General features: G+C 64.0%; 14 protein-coding genes. 8 read left to right on the forward strand and 6 right to left on the reverse strand.

All coding sequences use genetic code 11. The features are described 5' to 3' along the window. Positions 1-122: 122 nt before the first annotated feature. Both VVR12_RS06825 and VVR12_RS06830 read left to right on the forward strand, forming a co-directional pair. On the forward strand, positions 123-3,188 hold the full coding sequence (locus tag VVR12_RS06825; protein ID WP_368550415.1) for a glycoside hydrolase family 2 TIM barrel-domain containing protein: 3,066 nt from the start codon (positions 123-125) through the stop codon (positions 3,186-3,188). Between the two features lie 31 nt (positions 3,189-3,219). Then, positions 3,220-4,629, forward strand: a complete 1,410-nt coding sequence (locus VVR12_RS06830) for an MFS transporter (protein ID WP_368550416.1) — start codon at positions 3,220-3,222, stop codon at positions 4,627-4,629. Positions 4,630-4,758: 129 nt separating this feature from the next. On the opposite strand, the gene VVR12_RS06835 is transcribed toward VVR12_RS06830, so the two are convergent. After that, positions 4,759-5,244, reverse strand: a complete 486-nt coding sequence (locus VVR12_RS06835) for a PTS glucose transporter subunit IIA (protein WP_368550417.1) — start codon at positions 5,242-5,244, stop codon at positions 4,759-4,761. A gap of 225 nt (positions 5,245-5,469) precedes the next feature. Between VVR12_RS06835 and VVR12_RS06840 the strand changes: the two genes are divergently transcribed. Then, complete coding sequence (locus VVR12_RS06840) at positions 5,470-6,081, forward strand: arsenic metallochaperone ArsD family protein (protein WP_368550418.1); 612 nt, start codon at positions 5,470-5,472, stop codon at positions 6,079-6,081. Between the two features lie 48 nt (positions 6,082-6,129). Here VVR12_RS06840 and VVR12_RS06845 read toward each other — a convergent pair whose 3' ends face one another. Together VVR12_RS06845 and VVR12_RS06850 are read right to left on the reverse strand one after the other, a co-directional pair. After that, the gene (locus tag VVR12_RS06845) at positions 6,130-6,672 is read right to left on the reverse strand and encodes a GNAT family N-acetyltransferase (protein ID WP_368550420.1); all 543 of its coding nucleotides are present in this window, start codon (positions 6,670-6,672) and stop codon (positions 6,130-6,132) included. 20 nt (positions 6,673-6,692) lie between these two features. Next, on the reverse strand, positions 6,693-7,634 hold the full coding sequence (locus VVR12_RS06850; protein ID WP_368550421.1) for an aldose 1-epimerase family protein: 942 nt from the start codon (positions 7,632-7,634) through the stop codon (positions 6,693-6,695). Positions 7,635-7,746: 112 nt separating this feature from the next. On the opposite strand from VVR12_RS06850, the gene VVR12_RS06855 reads away from it, so the two are divergent. Further along, on the forward strand, positions 7,747-9,858 hold the full coding sequence (locus tag VVR12_RS06855; RefSeq protein WP_368550422.1) for a fructose-specific PTS transporter subunit EIIC: 2,112 nt from the start codon (positions 7,747-7,749) through the stop codon (positions 9,856-9,858). Between the two features lie 28 nt (positions 9,859-9,886). On the opposite strand, the gene VVR12_RS06860 is transcribed toward VVR12_RS06855, so the two are convergent. Continuing rightward, positions 9,887-10,417 carry a PTS glucose transporter subunit IIA gene (locus tag VVR12_RS06860; RefSeq protein WP_368550423.1) on the reverse strand — a complete coding sequence of 177 codons (531 nt, stop codon included), beginning with the start codon at positions 10,415-10,417 and terminating at the stop codon, positions 9,887-9,889. Between the two features lie 200 nt (positions 10,418-10,617). Here VVR12_RS06860 and VVR12_RS06865 point away from each other — a divergent pair, with 200 nt between their 5' ends. Continuing rightward, positions 10,618-12,063 (forward strand): sugar porter family MFS transporter, encoded by a 1,446-nt coding sequence (locus tag VVR12_RS06865; RefSeq protein ID WP_368550424.1) that lies wholly within the window; start codon positions 10,618-10,620, stop codon positions 12,061-12,063. A gap of 24 nt (positions 12,064-12,087) precedes the next feature. After that, entirely contained in the window at positions 12,088-12,564 is a 477-nt protein-coding gene (locus VVR12_RS06870) for a GyrI-like domain-containing protein (protein WP_368550425.1), read from the forward strand. Positions 12,565-12,632: 68 nt separating this feature from the next. Here the strand turns inward: VVR12_RS06870 and VVR12_RS06875 are convergent, their stop codons facing one another. After that, positions 12,633-13,922 carry an MFS transporter gene (locus tag VVR12_RS06875; protein WP_368550427.1) on the reverse strand — a complete coding sequence of 430 codons (1,290 nt, stop codon included), beginning with the start codon at positions 13,920-13,922 and terminating at the stop codon, positions 12,633-12,635. A 170-nt stretch (positions 13,923-14,092) separates the two neighbouring features. Between VVR12_RS06875 and VVR12_RS06880 the strand changes: the two genes are divergently transcribed. Together VVR12_RS06880 and VVR12_RS06885 are read left to right on the forward strand one after the other, a co-directional pair. After that, complete coding sequence (locus VVR12_RS06880) at positions 14,093-15,088, forward strand: glycosyltransferase family 2 protein (RefSeq protein WP_368550428.1); 996 nt, start codon at positions 14,093-14,095, stop codon at positions 15,086-15,088. Between the two features lie 22 nt (positions 15,089-15,110). Continuing rightward, complete coding sequence (locus VVR12_RS06885) at positions 15,111-16,106, forward strand: glycosyltransferase family 2 protein (RefSeq protein WP_368550429.1); 996 nt, start codon at positions 15,111-15,113, stop codon at positions 16,104-16,106. Here VVR12_RS06885 and VVR12_RS06890 read toward each other — a convergent pair. Continuing rightward, positions 16,084-17,412, reverse strand: a complete 1,329-nt coding sequence (locus VVR12_RS06890) for a hypothetical protein (protein WP_368550431.1) — start codon at positions 17,410-17,412, stop codon at positions 16,084-16,086. The genes VVR12_RS06885 and VVR12_RS06890 overlap by 23 nt on opposite strands.

The raw sequence follows: 17,412 nt of genomic DNA on the forward strand, positions 1-17,412 counted from the left end.
GCTGCAGGAAAACCGGTAAACATGCCCTAAAAAGTGGTGGCGCGCGGTGTTGAATTATGTTTGAATAAACATAAACAAACATTCAACGGTGAATGCGGTCTGCTTTGAAAGGGTGGGAGACCATGATCGTCCCCAAACACTACGAGAACCTCGGGATTCTCCATGAGCACACGCTCGAACCCCGCAACTACTACGTGCCGGCCTCCCGCGATATGGGTGCGCTGGTGGCGGACCGCGCGGAGTCCGACCGCTACACCAACCTCAACGGCACCTGGTCTTTCCGCTACTACCCCAGCGTCTACGACGTCACCGAAGAGTTCTTCGCCGCCGATTTCGACCACTCCGACTTCGACGAGATTCCCGTTCCCTCGGTGTGGCAGTCCCACGGTTACGACACCCCGCAGTACACCAACTTCAAGTACCCCTACCCGCAAGACCCGCCCTTCGTGCCGCACGAGAACCCCGCCGGCGCGTACGTCCGCGAATTCGACTACTCCGCCGCTGCCAACGCCGAGCGCGCCCACCTGGTCTTCGAGGGCATCGACTCCTGCTACTACGTGTGGGTCAACGGCGCGTACGTCGGGTACAGCCAGGTCTCGCACGCCACCGCCGAATTCGACATCACCGAGCACCTCACCGAGGGTAAGAACACGCTGGCCGTGCTCGTGCTCAAGTGGTGCGACGGTAGCTACCTCGAGGATCAAGACAAGTTCCGCACCTCCGGCATTTTCCGCGACGTCTACATCCTCAACCGCCCCGCAGATCACCTGCGCAACTACTTCGTCTCCACCGCGCTGTCCGACGGACAGGCGACCGTCAGTATCGACGCCACCTTCGCGGGAACCCCCGCGGTCACCGCCACCCTGCAGGACGCCGCGGGCCAGACCGTGGCCACCGGCAGCTTCGCACCCGGCAGCGAACGGGCAGGCTTCACCCATGCGCTACGGTTGAACATAGAAGAACCCCAGCTGTGGAACCCCGAGAACCCCTACCTCTACGACCTCCTCTTGGACACCGAGAACGAGGTGATCCACGAGCGCGTGGGCGTGCGCGAGATCAAGATCCGCCACAACGTGTTGTACCTCAACGGCGCGCCCTTCACCTTCCGCGGCGTGAACCGGCACGACTCCGACCCCGTTCTCGGCCCCGCCGTAGACATCGAGCACCTGCAGCGCGACCTCGAGCTCATCAAGCAGCACAACTTCAACGCGATTCGCAGCAGCCACTACCCCAACTCGCCCTACTTCTACCAGCTGTGTGACGAGTACGGCTTTCTCGTGATGTCTGAAGCAGACAACGAAAGCCACGGCACCCAGGTGCAGTACCTGAAAGACAGCTCCTTCGAGAACCAGGTGAAGCACTGGAACGAGCGCATCGCCGATAACCCCGAATTCAACGAGTCCACCCTGGACCGCATGCAGCTGTGCGTGATCCGGGAGCAGAACCGCCCCTCGGTGATCGCCTGGTCGGCGGGTAACGAGTGCGCCTACGGTTGTACCCTGGAGAACGCGCTGGCCTGGGTCAAAGCCTACGATCCCGAGCGCATCACCGCCTACGAGAGCTCGTACTACGACGACCACAAGCGTTCCTACGACTACTCCAACATCGACCTCTACAGCCGCATGTACCCGCCGTTCGAGGACGTACAGAAGTACCTTTCCTCCGACCCCGACAAGCCGTTTTTGCTCATCGAATACTGCCATGCCATGGGCAACGGCCCCGGCGACTTCGAGGATTACTTCCAGCTCATCGACAACAACCGGGCCATGTGCGGCGGCTTCGTGTGGGAATGGTGCGACCACGCCGTCTACGCGGGCCTGGCACCCAGCGGCAAGGGTCGTTACCTCTACGGTGGCGACCACGGCGAGACGGTCCACGACGGCAATTTCTGCATGGACGGCCTGGTCTACCCCGACCGCACCCCGCACACCAACCTGCTCGAGTACCGCAACGTCGCCCGCCCCGCTCGCGTCGTCGCCTTCGACTCGAGCACCGGCCGGCTGACCCTGCGCAATTACCTCGACTTCACCCACCTCAACGAGTACGTGGACGCCGCGTGGGAGATCCGCCGCAACGGCAAGGTCGTCTCGGAGGGCACACTGACGCTCCCCGAGGACGCCGCCCCGCACCGGGACGTCACCCTCACCCTGGACGCCGAGCTGCCTACCTCGGGCGACTGCTACCTGATCGTGAAGTTCACCGCCGTCCAAGACCGCCCGCTGCTGCCCGCCGGGACCTTCCTCGGCCTGGACGAAACCCCGATTCAGGTGGTGGACTCCACGAACGAAGACGTGCAGAAGGTTCTCGAGACCCCGGGCTTCTCGCAGGACCTGCAGGTCACCGAAAGCGACCGCTACGTTGAGGTCTCTGGCGAGAAGTTCACCTACGTGTTCAACAAGCTCACCGGCGTCTTCCACCAGCTCACCGCCGACGGCTACGAGCTACTGGACGCCCCGATGGACATCAACATCTGGCGCGCCCCCACCGACAACGACATGTACCTGCGCGAGAAGTGGGAAGAGGCCCGCTTTCACCAGGCCTACACCCACGCCTACTCGAGCACCGTCGTCCAGGACGGTGAGAACGTGGTGATCAAGAGCGTGCTGAGCGTGGTCGCGCCCACCGTGCAACCCATTCTGCGCGTGAACGCCCTCTGGCAGATCGAACCCTCGGGCCTGATCCGCACCTCGTTGCAGGTCACCAAAGCCAGTGAGTTCCCGGTCTTGCCCCGCTTCGGGCTGCGCCTGCAGTTGCCGAAGTCGATGAACACCGTGCGTTACTACGGCATGGGCCCGGAGGAAAGCTACCGCGATAAGCACCGGGCCAGCTACCACGGCGTTTTCGAAGCCACGGTTGAAGACTTGCATGAGGACTACCTCATGCCCCAGGAGAACGGCAGCCACTGGGACTGCTCCTATGTGCAGGTCGGCGAGGGCACCCACGCGCTCGGCGTTACCGCGCGCGAAAAGTTCTCCTTCAACGCCTCTCCCTTCACCCAGGAAGAGCTCACCGCAAAGAAGCACAGCTTCGAACTCGAACACAGCGGTTCGACGGTTCTGTGCATCGACTTTGCACAGAACGGTATCGGCTCCAATAGTTGTGGGCCCGAGGTCCTCGAACGATACCAGTTCAACGATGAGGAATTTCTCTTCGAAGTTACTCTCAATCCCTTCACCTCATTGATCTGAGCACCCGCTCCCACACACAAAGGCACAGCACATGACTGAAAAGAAATACCTACGTTGGTACAACGTAGTGGGCTACGGCTCGGGGGACGTTGCCGGTAACGTCGTCTACGCATTCATCGCCTCCTTCGTGATGATCTACCTCTCCGACACCATCGGCCTGAACCCCGGTATCGTCGGTACCCTGATCATGGTTTCGAAGTTCTTCGACGGCTTCACCGACCTGATCTTCGGCGGCTTCATCGATAGAACCAACACCAAGATGGGCAAGGCCCGCCCGTGGATGTTCTGGGGCTTCTTCGGCTGCGCGGCAATGATCATCGCGATCTTCGCCATTCCCACCAACATGGGTCAGTTCGCCCAGTACGCCTGGTTCTTCATCGCCTACACCCTGCTGAACTCCGTCTTCTACACCGCCAACAACATTGCCTACGGTGCGTTGACCGCGCTCATCACCAAGAACGGCAACGAGCGTGTGCAGATGGGTTCCGCCCGCTTCATGTTCGCCTTCGGTACCTCCATGTTGATCCAGACCATCACCGTCGGTGCCGTGCAGTACTTCGGCGGCGGCGCTGAAGCGTGGCGCACCGTGGCGATCATCTACGCGGTGATCGGACTGATCGTCAACTCGATCTCGGTGTTCTCGGTCAAGGAACTCCCCAAGGAGGTTCTGGAAGAAGAGACCCAGTCGATCCCCGTCATCCGCGAGAATCATCCTCTCCCCAATGAGAATTACTCGTTCCGGGAATCCCTGAGCCTCATTCTCAAGAACAAGTACTACCTGATCTTGCTCTCGGTGTTCCTGCTTAACCAGATCTACAACGCCACCCTGGGCATCGGCATCTACTTCATGATCTACATCCTCGGCGACGGCAACCTGCTCGGACCCTTCGCCTGGGCCATCAACATCCCGATGATCGTCGGTCTGCTGTTCACCCCGATGATCGTGCAGAAGATGCGCGGTATGTACCACGTGAACCTCTACGGTTACATGCTTGGTTTCATCGGCCGTGTGCTGGTTATCGTGGCGGCCTACATGGGCAATGTGCCGCTCATGTTGGTCTTCTCGGCGATCGCGTCCCTGGGTATCAGCCCCCTGCAGGGCACCATCAACGCCCTCATCGCCGAGGCATCGGAACACACCTTCCTCACCCAGAAGAAGCGCATCGACGGAACCATGTTCTCGGCGACCTCGCTGGGTGTGAAGATTGGCGGCGGCATCGGCACCGCGGTGACCGGTTGGCTACTGGCGGCCTCCGGCTACGTGGCCAACGCCGAGACCCAGTCTGAATCGGCCACCAACATGTTGTACGTCATGTACGTATGGATCCCCGCCATCATCAATCTGTTGGTCATTTTCCTTCTCTCCAAACTCAAGGTGGAGAAGGCTAACCGGGAGTTGCGCGAGAATGCACCGCTCAACTACCAAATCATCGATCGCTAGTATCTAGCATCGCCCCGACGGCGGGGGTTATCCTCCGCCGGTGGGGATTCACTCCCAAACGAACGCGGGGCGCACAGTGGTTCTACACTGGGCGCCCCGCGTTCTAGATTTAACGCTACCGTACAGGGGTTAACGCTCCACGTTGCCGACCTGCTCGCCGGCGACTACGGTGCGTGCGGCGTCCTGAATCGGGCGAACACCGAAATCTTTCTTGTTGGTCACCATCACCATGATCTCCGTTTCGGGCTGCACCATGTTCGCCGCCATCCAGTCGATGTCGACGATCGGCTGACCCGCGGTGACCTGCTGGCCGGGTTCGGTGAGAACGGTGAACCCGCGCCCTTTATGCTCTCCGGGTTCGGCGCCGATGTGCACGAGCACCTCGGCGCGGTCGGGGGTGCGGATCATGAACGCGCGGCGGGTGCGCTGCATGAGCACCAGCTCGCCGGAGACGGGGGCGACGATCGTGTTCTCGTGGGGAATCACCGCGTAGCCCTCCCCCATGAGGCCGCTGGCGAAGACCTTATCGCTCACCTCAGACAGCATCTGGTACTGGCCGCCCACGGGAGCCACCAGCTCCTCACCGAGCAGGCCCTGACGGCCATCGGGCTTCATAGAAGCAGAATCTTTTTTCTTCTTCTTGCCGAAACCGAACAATTCTCTCGCTCCTCACGGATGCAGTGATCTATCTTTCATTTGAGCCTACCCCCTCGACAGATGCAGGCGCGACTTTTAGGGGGTGGAATTTTGGTCCCTGGTTGTAACGTTGTACTGAAGAGACATGACCGGGGGTGCACACCCGCAAGTTGCGCCCCGGTAGAAGGCCCCGAGGAGATCACCGTGACGCAGACCGAAACCCCCGATTACGCCGAGCTGGAAGTCTTCATCCCCGGCCCGGGTGAGAACGAGGACGACCCGAAGGACGTCGAGCGCGAGGAGTTCCTCGCCACCGCGCAACAGCTACTGGACGCCGGGCACGACATCGCGGTCTACTCCACCGACTCCTACCCCTCCGCCTTCACCGACTGCGCCCCGGTGGCCGAGCAGATCGAGATGGCCGGCGCCGAGGTACTGCCGATCCTGCTGGTGGACGGCACGGTCAAGGTTTCGTACAACTACCCCGACCGTGAGCAGCTAGAACGGTTCTCGAAAGCGCGCACGGTCAAGCAGAAGAAGCTCCCCGCGGCCGCGGCGGCCTGTGGCGGTGGCGCATCGGACGCCCCCGTGGCGCCCACCATGGAGCCGGCGGGTTTCGCGGCCAAGCTGGCCGGGGTAACAGAGAAGCCCGCAGGCGGCCCCGAGATCGGCATGCGCCGCAACCTCATGGGCGGCGACTTCGGCCAGGGCCTGCCCGGTGCGGGCGAATCGGCCACCTCCGCGAGCGCCAACCCGGCCCAAGGCTCCACCCCCAACGCCGGCGGTTGCGGCTGCGGTGGTTGCGGCTGTAGCTAGTCCCCGGGTTTAACGGATGGCCCCGCGGTCAACGGATGATCCCCGCGCTCAGCGGGCCATCACCAGTGTTTTGTGCCCGCCGAAGGTAGCGGTTTTGCCGGTCTCGGCGAAGCCGTGTTTGCGGTAGAAGGCGATGGCGCGCGGGTTGGCGGCGAGCACCTCTAGTCGGGCGGGTTGGTCGCCGAGAAGCTCGTTCAGTAGCATCCGCCCGACCCCTGCGCCGAAGACCTCGGGGAGGGTGTAGAGCAGGGTTAGCTCGGTGATCTCGCCGGGCGCCGTGCGGGTGGAGGCGACCCCGACGAGTCGGGCGGCGGCGTCCACTGCGACTAAGCCGCGGCGCTGCGCCTCGGTGCGGGCTTCGGTGTCGTAACCGGTGGCGTCCATCTGTTCAAACCACCAGCGGTACCCTTCCACCCGCTGGGGGTTCTGCTGTTCCTGCTCCACGAAAACGCGCTCGTCAAACACGCCCCGGTAGGCCGCCCGCCAACTGGCCAGACGCACGGCGGCGAAGGCCTCGGCGTCCTCAGGTCTGGGCACGCGAAGCCGATAGCTGGTGGCCGGGTGTTGCGGGTCGTGGGTGGTTCTCTGCATGGCGTTCTCTCGAGGGGGTCTCAGGCGGTGATCTCGAAGATGGTCCAGGTGGCGGTGTGGGTCTCACCGGGTTCCAGACGGGTCAGATCGGTTCCCGAATTGAAGGCGTTGGCCGGGGCGCTCATGGGCTCGACGGCCACCCCGCGCCGGGTCTCGCCGTCGGTGTAGCACTGTAGCCACGCGATGTCTTCCCCGAAGCTGAGGCCGGTGCCGGTGTTGTCTGCGGTAGTGAGCCGCACGACCGCGCTACCGTCGCCTTCGCGGGTGATGCCGCCGAAGGCGTCGTCGAGATTCACGCCGACCAGGGCCAGGCCTTCGTCGAGCCGGCGGTTGGCGGGCAGTTCTTGGTCGCCGTTCAGCGGGATCATGCGGTCGGTCACGGGCAACTGATAGGTCACCGGTGCGCGCAGGGTCCACTCGTCCACCGCACCGGGGGTTTCGGGCTCACCGGAGGCGACGAGGTAGGGATGGGCGCCCATCGCGTAAGGGGCTGTGTCGGCACCGATGTTGGTGGCGCTCAGCCGGCAGTGCAACCCCTCGCCGCTGACCGTGTAGGTGACGGTGAACTCGAGCTGAAAGGGGTAACCGGGTTGCGGCACCAGATCCAGGTGGGCGGTGAGACTGTGGTTCTCCTCCAACTCGGTGGCCTGGAGCGAGAACCGTTGCCAGGCCAGCAGGCCGTGGTTGGAGTTGTTGCGTTCCACCTCGGTGATGGGCGCCTGATATTCCGCACCTTCCCAGGTGTACCGGCCGTCTTCGAGGCGGTTGGGCCAGGGCGCGAGCAGGGCACCGCGGTAGGCGGTGTTGATCTCGGTTTCGGACGCCGGGAGCACCAGCTGCCGCCCGGTGGGGCCCGTGAGGGAAACCAGGGTGGCGCCGACCTCGGCGATGCGGGCCGTGTACCCGCCGGCGTTGATGGTCACGATTTTTCCGAGGACGGACGGTGTGCGGCGCTGTGTCATGATGTTCCTTCGCGGGAGTGGGATGATTAAGGCTAATGTACCCCGGAATTATCTGAGCGTGTCACTCGCGACATGCGCCGTTGTTGTGCGGGGACAAACCGAGAAGGAACCCATGACAAGTAACAACAAGCCACGCATCCTGGCGATCACCGCGTGCCCCACCGGTATCGCCCACACCTATATGGCCGCCGAGAAGCTCACCGCGGCGGCGGCCGAGCTCAACATGGATCTCAAGGTCGAGACCCACGGTTCGATCGGCGTGGAGGGCACCTTCAGCGAGGCAGACGTAGCCGCAGCAGACGCCGTGCTCGTTGCCGCCGATACCGCCGTCGATAAAGAGCGTTTTGCCGGCAAACGCCTGCTGACCGCTTCGGTCTCCGAGGCGATTAAGAACCCCAACGACCTGCTAACCCGCGCCCAGTCTGCCCCGGTGTACGGTGCCGGGGCGGGTGCCGGGACAGGCCAGGCGGCCGGTGGCGAGTCTGTGGCGGCGTCCGAGACCGGCCGCGCGGGGACGTCCGTGGTGGCTGGCAATGAAACCGGTAAGGGTTCGCTGGGCCGCTCGATGTACCAGGCGCTCATGAACGGCGTCTCCCACATGATCCCCTTCGTGGTCTGCGGCGGTCTAATGATCGCGGTGGCCCTCTCCCTGGGCGGCCAACCCACCCCCGAGGGCCTCAAAGTTCCTGAAGATTCGTTCTGGAACACCATCCTGCAGATCGGCTCCCTGGCGTTTAGCCTGATGGTTCCGGTGCTTTCGGCCTTCATCGCCTCGGGCATCGCCGGCCGCCCCGGCCTGGCTCCCGGCTTCATCACCGGCCTGATCGCCACCACCGGCTCGCTCTACGGCACCGAGACCGGCGCGGGATTCATCGGCGGCATCATCACCGGTTTCCTCTCCGGTTACGTGGCCCTGGCGATCCGCAAGATTCGGGTGAATAAGTATCTGGCCGCCATCTGGCCGATCATCGTGATCCCGATCCTCACGACCACCATCGTGGGTCTGCTCTTCGTGTACCTGCTGGGCAACCCGATCGCCGCCCTGTTTGAGAACCTCACGCAGTGGCTCTCTACCCTCGACGGCGCGTCCATGATCATTCTCGGCGCGATCCTAGGTGCCATGATCGCCTTCGACATGGGTGGGCCCTTCAACAAGACCGCCTTCCTCTTCGGCGGCGGCATGATCGCCTCGGGCAACGCGGCCCCCATGGGCATGACCGCGGCGGCCATCGCCGTTCCCCCGCTGGCCGTGGGCGTGGCGACGCTGTTGCGCCGCAAGCTCTTCACGCAGACCGAGCGCGACTCGGGAATCGCCGCCCTGTTCATGGGTTTCTTCGGCATCACCGAGGGCGCGATTCCGTTGGCGGCGGCGCGTCCGCTGCAGGTAATCCCGGCGAACGTGGCCGGTGGTGCGACCGCCGGAGCCCTGGCCGGGTTGTGGGGCGTGAAAGATAACGTGATGCACGGCGGCCCCATCGTCGCGCTCCTGGGCGCGGTGGACGGCGTCGCCCTGTTCTTCTTGGCCCTGTTGGCAGGCATCGCGGTCACGGTCGCGGTCATGCTCACCCTGCTGGGACTCTCGACCCGGCGCGCGGCGCGGGCGGGCCACGGCCTTGAGGACGCCGCTGACCGCAACGACGAGCGCGTTCCCGCCACCGCCGCGGCGGCTACCGCCGAGGCCGGCGAGACCGAGCCGGCACGCGCGTCGACGACGACCGCCGGCGGTTCCGCACCGATGACCGATGCGGAATATAACCACACCGGCATCAAAGACCTCATTCACGAGGGCCTGATCGTGCTCGATCAACCCGTCGACAGCGAAGGCCGCGACTCCGTGATCGACTCGTTGGCGCGCGTGGCCGGAGTGCACGGTCGCTTCACCGACTCCGATCAGGTAGTGATCGCCGCCTTCGCCCGCGAGGATCAGGGCACCACCGCGGTCGGTCACGGTGTGGCCATCCCGCACGCCCGGTGCGCGGCCGTGAAGAAACCCACCCTGGTCTTTGCGCGGCTGGCCGAGCCGGGCGTGGAGTGGTCCGCACCCGACGCGCAACCGGTACGCCTGGTGTTTCTGGTGGCCGTGCCGGAGTCCGCCGGCGACGAGCACCTACGCATCCTCTCGAAACTGGCGCGGTCGCTGATGCGCGAACCTTTCCGCCAGGAGTTGCTGACCGCACGCACCGAGACTCAGGCGCTGACCGCGATCAACGGCGCCCTGAACTAGCCCAGGGCGCGGTCGAGACAACCGGTTTTTAGAGAGCGGCGGCGCTGCCTACCTGTTCACCTGCGGTGACCGGGTGGGCGGCGTCGTTGTTTTTGGTCAGCGCGAACTTCTTAGAGTTGGTCACCATCACCATGACGTCGGTGGCGGGCACCTCGGAGGCAATCGCGGCCCAGTCGACCTCCAGCACGGGCTGACCCGCGGCCACGGTGTCCCCGCGGGAAACGCGCGCGGTGAACCCACGGCCGCCCAGTTCAACGGTGTCGATACCCACATGCACGAGCACCTCGGCCCCGGCGGGGGTCTTGACCAGGAAGGCGTGCAGGGTGTCTTGCAGGATGGCGACTTCGCCCGCCACGGGAGAGACGACCACGCCATCCTCCGGCACGACGGCGAAACCATCGCCCATGGTGCCCTGTGCGAACACCGGGTCGGGGACGTCCGCGAGCTTCTTGTACTGCCCGGTCGCCGGGGCGACGAGCGGCTCGGCCACAGCGGAAGCCGACGGGGTGGCGGCGGGCTGCTGGGCGACGTCCTTCTTTTTCTTTCCAAAACCAAACATGGATACTCCCTCAGTGGTGATTGTGTTCTTCCTTTGAGCCTACCCGCCCCGTGAGGTTTAGGTCACATCAGAACCGGGGCCGAGGGTATTCAAAATTCGAAAAATTTGCCGCCCGGGGTGCGCGGCGGCCACCGACCCCGCCCCCCGGTCGTCTGAAAAGCTATACACTCAGGATCAGCAGACTGATCAAAGGAGCATGCATGTCGGGCTATCAACCCACCGGATATGAAGCCTCACTCCCCCCGCTCACCGAAGGACCCCACAAGAAGCACCTCGGCAGGGTCGCGCTCGTGGCCACCTTCGGTGGACTTCTCTTCGGTTACGACACCGGCGTGATCAACGGCGCGATCACGCCGATGACCAAAGAACTCGGATTGGAGGCCTCCGGCATCGGCCTGGTGACCTCGTCCCTGCTCTTGGCCGCCGCGATCGGCGCACTTGTCTCCGGGAAGATCTCCGACGCGATCGGGCGGCGCAAGATCATCCTTGCCCTGGCCGTACTCTTCTTCATCGGCGCCGTCGCCTGCTCGCTGGCCCCCAACCTCGTCTTGTTGCTGATCGGACGCGTGTTGCTCGGCCTGGCGGTCGGTGGCGCGTCCACGGTAGTGCCGGTCTTTCTCGCCGAGCTCGCCCCCTTCGAAGTGCGCGGCTCGTTCTCCGGCCGCAACGAGATGATGATCGTGGTCGGTCAGCTCGCCGCCTTCGTCATCAACGCCATCCTGGGCACCACGCTGGGCCACCACGACCACGTCTGGCGCTACATGCTGGCGATCTGCGCCCTGCCGGCCATCTTCCTCTTCGTGGGTATGCTACGCATGCCCGAGTCACCCCGCTGGCTCCTCGACCGGGGGCAGCACAACCAGGCGCTGGCAGTGTTGAAGACCGTACGCTCCGAAGACCGCGCCGTGGCCGAGCTGAATTCGATCGAACGAGCGCTGCACGACGAGAAGCACCAAGAGACCCCGAGTGTCGGGGAAATCCTCAAGACCGGTTGGATGCGGCACATCGTGCTGACCGGTGTGGCCATCGCCGTGTTCCAGCAGCTCACCGGTATCAACTCGATCATGTTCTACGGAACGATCGTGCTCGAAGACGCCGGGTTCTCCACCAACGCCGCGCTCATTGCCAACACCGCCAACGGCGTGATCGCCGTGATCGGTGCCTTCATCGCGCTGTGGATGATGGAGCGCATCAACCGCCGTACCACCATGATCACCGGATACGCGCTGGTGACCCTCCTGCACCTGCTCATCGGGTTAGGAGCCCTGCTCATCCCCGATCACCTCGCGGCGCGTCCGTGGATCCTGCTGATCCTCATCGTCGCCTTCGTGGGCTCGATGCAGACCTTCCTCAACGTGGCAACCTGGGTGCTGCTCTCGGAAATCTTCCCGCAGAAGATCCGCGCCTTCGGCATGGGCTTCTCGGTGCTCTGCCTGTGGCTGACGAACGCCCTGGTGGCCTACGTCTTTCCGATCGCGCTGAACGCGGTGGGCCTGAACACCACCTTCTTCGCGTTCGCGATCATCAATGCGGTAGCGGTGTTCGTCATGTTCAAGATGATCCCCGAGACCCGCGGCAAGTCGCTCGAAGAGGTCGAGGCCGAGGTGGCCACCGGTGCCATCCACACCGTCCATGGCTCGCGGTAAGGCCCGCTCGTTAGAATTGAGCCTATGACTGAAGAAATCGCCCGTATCGAGCACCAGCCCGACCTCGTGGTTGCGGGCCTGCGCAAGACGATCAAACCGCCCGAAGGCTACGCCGAGCTGTGGAAAGAAGTGGTCAACTCGATCACCCTGGCCGGGGCAGACGTCTCCCAGGCGCAGCAGATCGCGATCATGTTCGGCGCCAACGCCAACCAGGAGTTCGACTACATGGCCGGGGTGGTCATCGACTCCCGTGAAAGCGCGGCCAAGCTCGGCCTCAACGCCGCAGAGGTGCCGGCCGGCGAATACGCCATCGTGGACGTCCAGGGCCCGGCCCTGCTGGCGTCGGCCACAGGAATGGACTACCTCATCGGCGACTTCATTCCCAACCGCGGCCTCGTGCCCACCGGCCCGGCCATGGAGATCTTCGGCCCCGGAGACACCACCGCCGAGGACTACATGATGCAGGTGTGGGTTCCGATCAAGGCCGCCGAGCATCGCTAAAGCCCGTACTCACTTTTCGTGGATATGCACCCTTAAAACCGGTTTTAAGGGTGCATATCCACGAAAGGTTAGGGGCGCTCGTCGATAGCTGACAGAGGCGTGCGCGCGGTCTCGCGAGCGGTGACCGCCGCACCCACCACCAGCAGGCACATGGCCACGGTGAACAAGGACGGCCCCAGCCAGCTCTCCAACTCGGGGCCGGCAAAGTACGTGGCCGCCGCCGGAGCCAAACCACCCGAGGCCGCAAACCCGATTTGGGTTCCCAGCGCCAGGCCCGTCACGCGCACCGGGGCGGGGAACATCTCGGCGTAGAACGCCGGCCAGATCCCGTTGGCCATGGAGTAGAAACCACCGTGCATGATCACGCCCCAGACGAAAACCCACACGATCTGCTGTTCGTGCACCGCGTGCAGATAGGGCAGCATCGTCAGCGACGAGGCCAACGCACCAGTGATGAACACCGGTTTCCGCCCCACGCGGTCCGACAGCACGGCAAACAGCGGGATCGCGAGCAGCCCCAGCAGGTTCGAGGCCACCGGCACCCACAGCATCGTGGTGCGCTCAATGCCCGCGTGGGTGGCGTACGAGAGCGCGAAAGTCGTGAACACCATGTTCACGGTATTCACCATCGCACAGACCGCGATACGGGCCACCATCACCTTATGGCCGGCCAGCACGGCGCGTAGCGGGGTGCGGGACGCGGCGTCCCGCTTCGTGAAGGAGGGCGGCTCGTGCAGACGGCGGCGAATCAACCACGCGGCCACCACCACGAACGCCGAAAGCCAGAAAGGCACGCGCCAGCCCCAGGAATATAGTTGCTCCTCGGGCAATGCCGCAAACGGAATAAAGATCGCGGTCGCCAGTAGCGAGCCGAACTGGGTGCCCTGGAGCGTCCAGCTGGTGATGAACCCGCGCTGATGGTCTTGCGCGTGTTCCAGAGACATCGAAATGGCGCTGGCCTGCTCGCCCGCCGCCGATAACCCCTGGAGCATACGACAGAGCACCAGCAGACCGGGAGCAAGCAGCCCCGCCGAATCGAAAGTGGGCAGGCACCCGATCGCAAACGTGGCACCGCCCATGAGAAAGAGGGTCAGCATCATCACGAACTTGCGTCCGAACCGGTCACCGAGCGGCCCCACCAGCATCGCGCCGAGTGGGCGCACCACGTACGCCACCCCGATCACGGCCATAGATTTCAGAACTGCCGCGGCGGGAGCGTCTTCGGGAAAGAAGATGTGATTGAGCACGATCGCGGCGGCGGTGCCGTAGACCGCGAAGTCATAATATTCCAGGGCAGAACCGATCCAGCTGGCGACGGCGGCTCGACGAGGCGACTTCATCTGCGGGGTCTCTGCCATGTGTCCTCTTTCGCGTAGTGCCCTCCCCCATAGTCATGGGGTGAGCAATCTAGGGGTAGAAAAACCATACCCGCAAGTGAGGGCAGGCGGTAACCCCGTGCCCAGTGAATGAAACCCGAGCACCTATACTTTTAGTTCAGAGCCTTTCGCCGCACAGAATGGGTAACCACATGGCAACACCTTCCGCTCCGCGCACCTCGATCATCATGCCCGTCTTCAAGACCGAGACCACGGTGGTGCGGGCCGTAGAGAGCGTGCTGGCCCAGACCGACCCCGACTTCGAGCTACTTGTGCTCATCGACGGCTCCCCCGACGACTCCTCCCGTGTGATCGCCGAATACCTCCAGAACCACCCCGACGACCGCGTGCGGGTTTTCGACAATCCCGAAAACCGCGGCGTATCGGCAGTGCGCAACCAGGGATTGAGCGAGGCCCGCGGTGATTGGATCGCCTTTCTCGACTCCGACGACCGCCTCGAACCCCACTTTCTCGAAACGCTGCACATCTACGCCCGGGAGTCGGGCGCAGACATCGCCATCGGGGCGCACACCCTCACCGAGCAGGACGGTACCCGGACCGTTCGTGCCCGCGCCACCCCGGGGCTCTACACCGGCGAGCAGGCCAGCCTGAAACTTCTGGACGACTCGCTCACCCCCTATCTCTGGGACAAGCTCTTCACCGCCGAGACGCTGGGCGGGGTGCACTTCCCCGAAGACATTCACCGCGCCGAAGACGCCGTGGTGGTGCTCACCGCGCTCACCCAGGCCCGATTCGTGGTCGCCTGCGCCGAACCGGTCTACCTCTACACGGTAGACGCCGGCGGTCTCACCTGGGGCCGCATCACCCCGTTGGACGAGAGCGAACGGCTCATGGACTACCTGACCTCGGCCGCGCAGTCGTTGCCGGCGTCCGGGGCGCGGAGCAAGGCGTTGACCACGCAACGGGTGCTGACCTTTCTCAACAACGCCCAGCAGGCGCTGGTCGTCGGCGGTAACGAGTCCGACGCGGTGATCCGCGGAGCCCGGCAAAGAATCAGCTGGGCCGCCGCCTGCCAGACACTGGCCAGCCGCCCGGTCTTCGGTGCCGCGGCCGTGCTGTTGAAGGCCTCACCGGAGCTCTATCGCATTCTCTACGGCGCATATATCAAGCGCGTCTACGGCCTGTAACCCTCGAGAACCCAAGGAAGTCATGACCCCCTCGCCCCGCACGTCCATCATCATGCCGGTCTACAACGCCGAAGACCGCATTGCGCTCTCGATCGACTCGGTGCTGGCTCAGACCGACCCCGACTTCGAGCTGCTCGTGCTCATCGACGGCTCCCCCGACGATTCCTCCCGTGTGATTGCCGAATACCTCCAGAACCGCCCCGACGAGCGCGTGCGGGTTTTCGACAATCCCGAAAACCGCGGCGTCTCCACCGTACGTAACCAGGGTCTCGATGAAGCCCGCGGTGAGTGGATCGCCTTCCTCGATTCGGGCGATACGATGCGCCCGGCTCTCCTCGAGACTCTGCACGGGTACGCGGACAAGTACGGGGCAGATATGGTCGGCTCGTTGCTCTCGATCGTCAAGGCCGCGGATGGTTCCGTGAACGACCGCACGGGCATTCCCACCACGGAATATACCGGTGATGAGGCCGCCATCTCGCTTCTCACGGGCCAGGGCATGACCCCGTATGTGAGCGACAAACTCGTGCGCGCGAGCCTCTTCGAGAACATTCGCTTCCCCGCCGGAATCCATCGCGGCGAGGATGCGCTCACCATTCTGGCGCTCTGCCGCGCCGCCCAAAAGGTTGTAATGACCGACGAAGTGCTCAACGAATACTTCATGGATTCCACGGGCCTGACCTGGGGCCGCATCACGCCCCTCGAGGAATCTCGTCGCCTCATGGAGCTGCAACGGGAGATCTTGGGTGACCTCCTCCATACCGGCCCCGGCAAACGCGCCTACGACACCTCGTCGGTGATCACCTACCTCAACAACGCCCAGCAGGCGCTTTTCCGCGACGACGCCGCGGGCCGCCAGGTCATCGCAGACTGCCGCCGCGAGATCGGCTGGGGGCAGGCACTCTCGGCGGTACGGGCGAACAAGATGTTCGGCGCCGCGGCGATCCTCTTGAAGGTCTCACCGGCCCTGTACCGCACGCTCTACGGCGCCTACGTTAAGCGGACTTACGGTCTCTAGCTCGGGCCACCATGCCCGCTAGGTGCACGGCGATACCGCAGATGGGGCCGCCGTAAAGGGCGATCAGCACGCGCGGCACCAGGTCCATCGGCAGGAACAGCAATGCGAGGCTCACGGCGGCGCCGATCACCCAGCCGGCCACATACACCTTGTGGAGGTTCAGGGCGAGCACCGCGGTGCCGGTGAGCACCAACAGCGCCATAAAAGCGGAGGCGAAGGTGAGGGCGCCCAGCGTCCACCCCTGCGCCACCTCGTGGTAGGCCTGCACCTGCTCGGGTTTCGGCGCGTAGATCAGCAGGAAGAGCCAGGGGCCAATCAAAAACGCGAGCACGCCACCGATCGCGCCGACACCCAACAGGGCGCCCGCAGGTTTAAGGAGGGCGGCCAGCGGCCGATGCGCCTGCTTGAGGAACATCGAGATCGCCACGCCCTGGAACGCCTGTAGCGGCAACATGATGGGGGTTCGCGTGATCGAGACGGCCAGGATCAGCGCGCCCATCATCATCTTCAGGTAGGCATCATTCTTCTCGTCGCCGGAGGCCTGCATCATGAGCGGGAACCCGACAGTCAGCGCAGCCGAGGCCGCCGAAGATCCCATGGCCAGCAAGATATTGCGGGTGAGTCGTGCAACCGGGACGTCGGCGCGGGCGTTGAAAACTTTGCGGCCAGTCTTCGAGAAAAGTACCAACAGTGGCCACAGAAGTGCCGGTGAGATAGCGGCCGCTTCCAGACCCCACAGCGAACCCACTACCATGCCCACAACGAGCATCGCCACTAAACGCCAGAGCGCTTCGCTAGCGGTAATGGAGGCCATCATGTACCAGCTATTGAGGCCGGCGGCGTTACCACTCATGGCAACCTGTACCGCGTACAGAAGGCAGGCCACGCCGATCGCTACCACAACCCCCAAGGTATTCTGCTTGAGGAATTCGCCGATCCACAGCGGTGAGCTGAGCACCAGCACGGCGCCGATCACCGCACCTATTCCCATGGCAACATACGTTGGGCGTGCCCCGGCCGGCCCCGTCGAGACCGAGCCGCTCAGGCTCTCTCCGGACGGGTCGCTCTGCGCGATCTCGCGGAGCCGCTGTGCGCCGACGGCGCGGGTGGCCTCAGAGGTAATGCCCCCGATCACGCCGTAGACGCCGAAGAGCAACGCCCAAAAGAGCATAAACTCGGTCACGGCTGTGCCACCCAGCACCCGCTGCACGATGACGGTGGCGATAAAGGTAGAGGCGGCGGCCAGTACTGAGGCGAGAAGGATCGAGGTCGATTCCTTCTTGGTGATCGTGCGTTCTTGGCTCAA

Source organism: Rothia sp. LK2588 (assembly GCF_040946465.1).
Lineage (GTDB): Bacteria > Actinomycetota > Actinomycetes > Actinomycetales > Micrococcaceae > Rothia.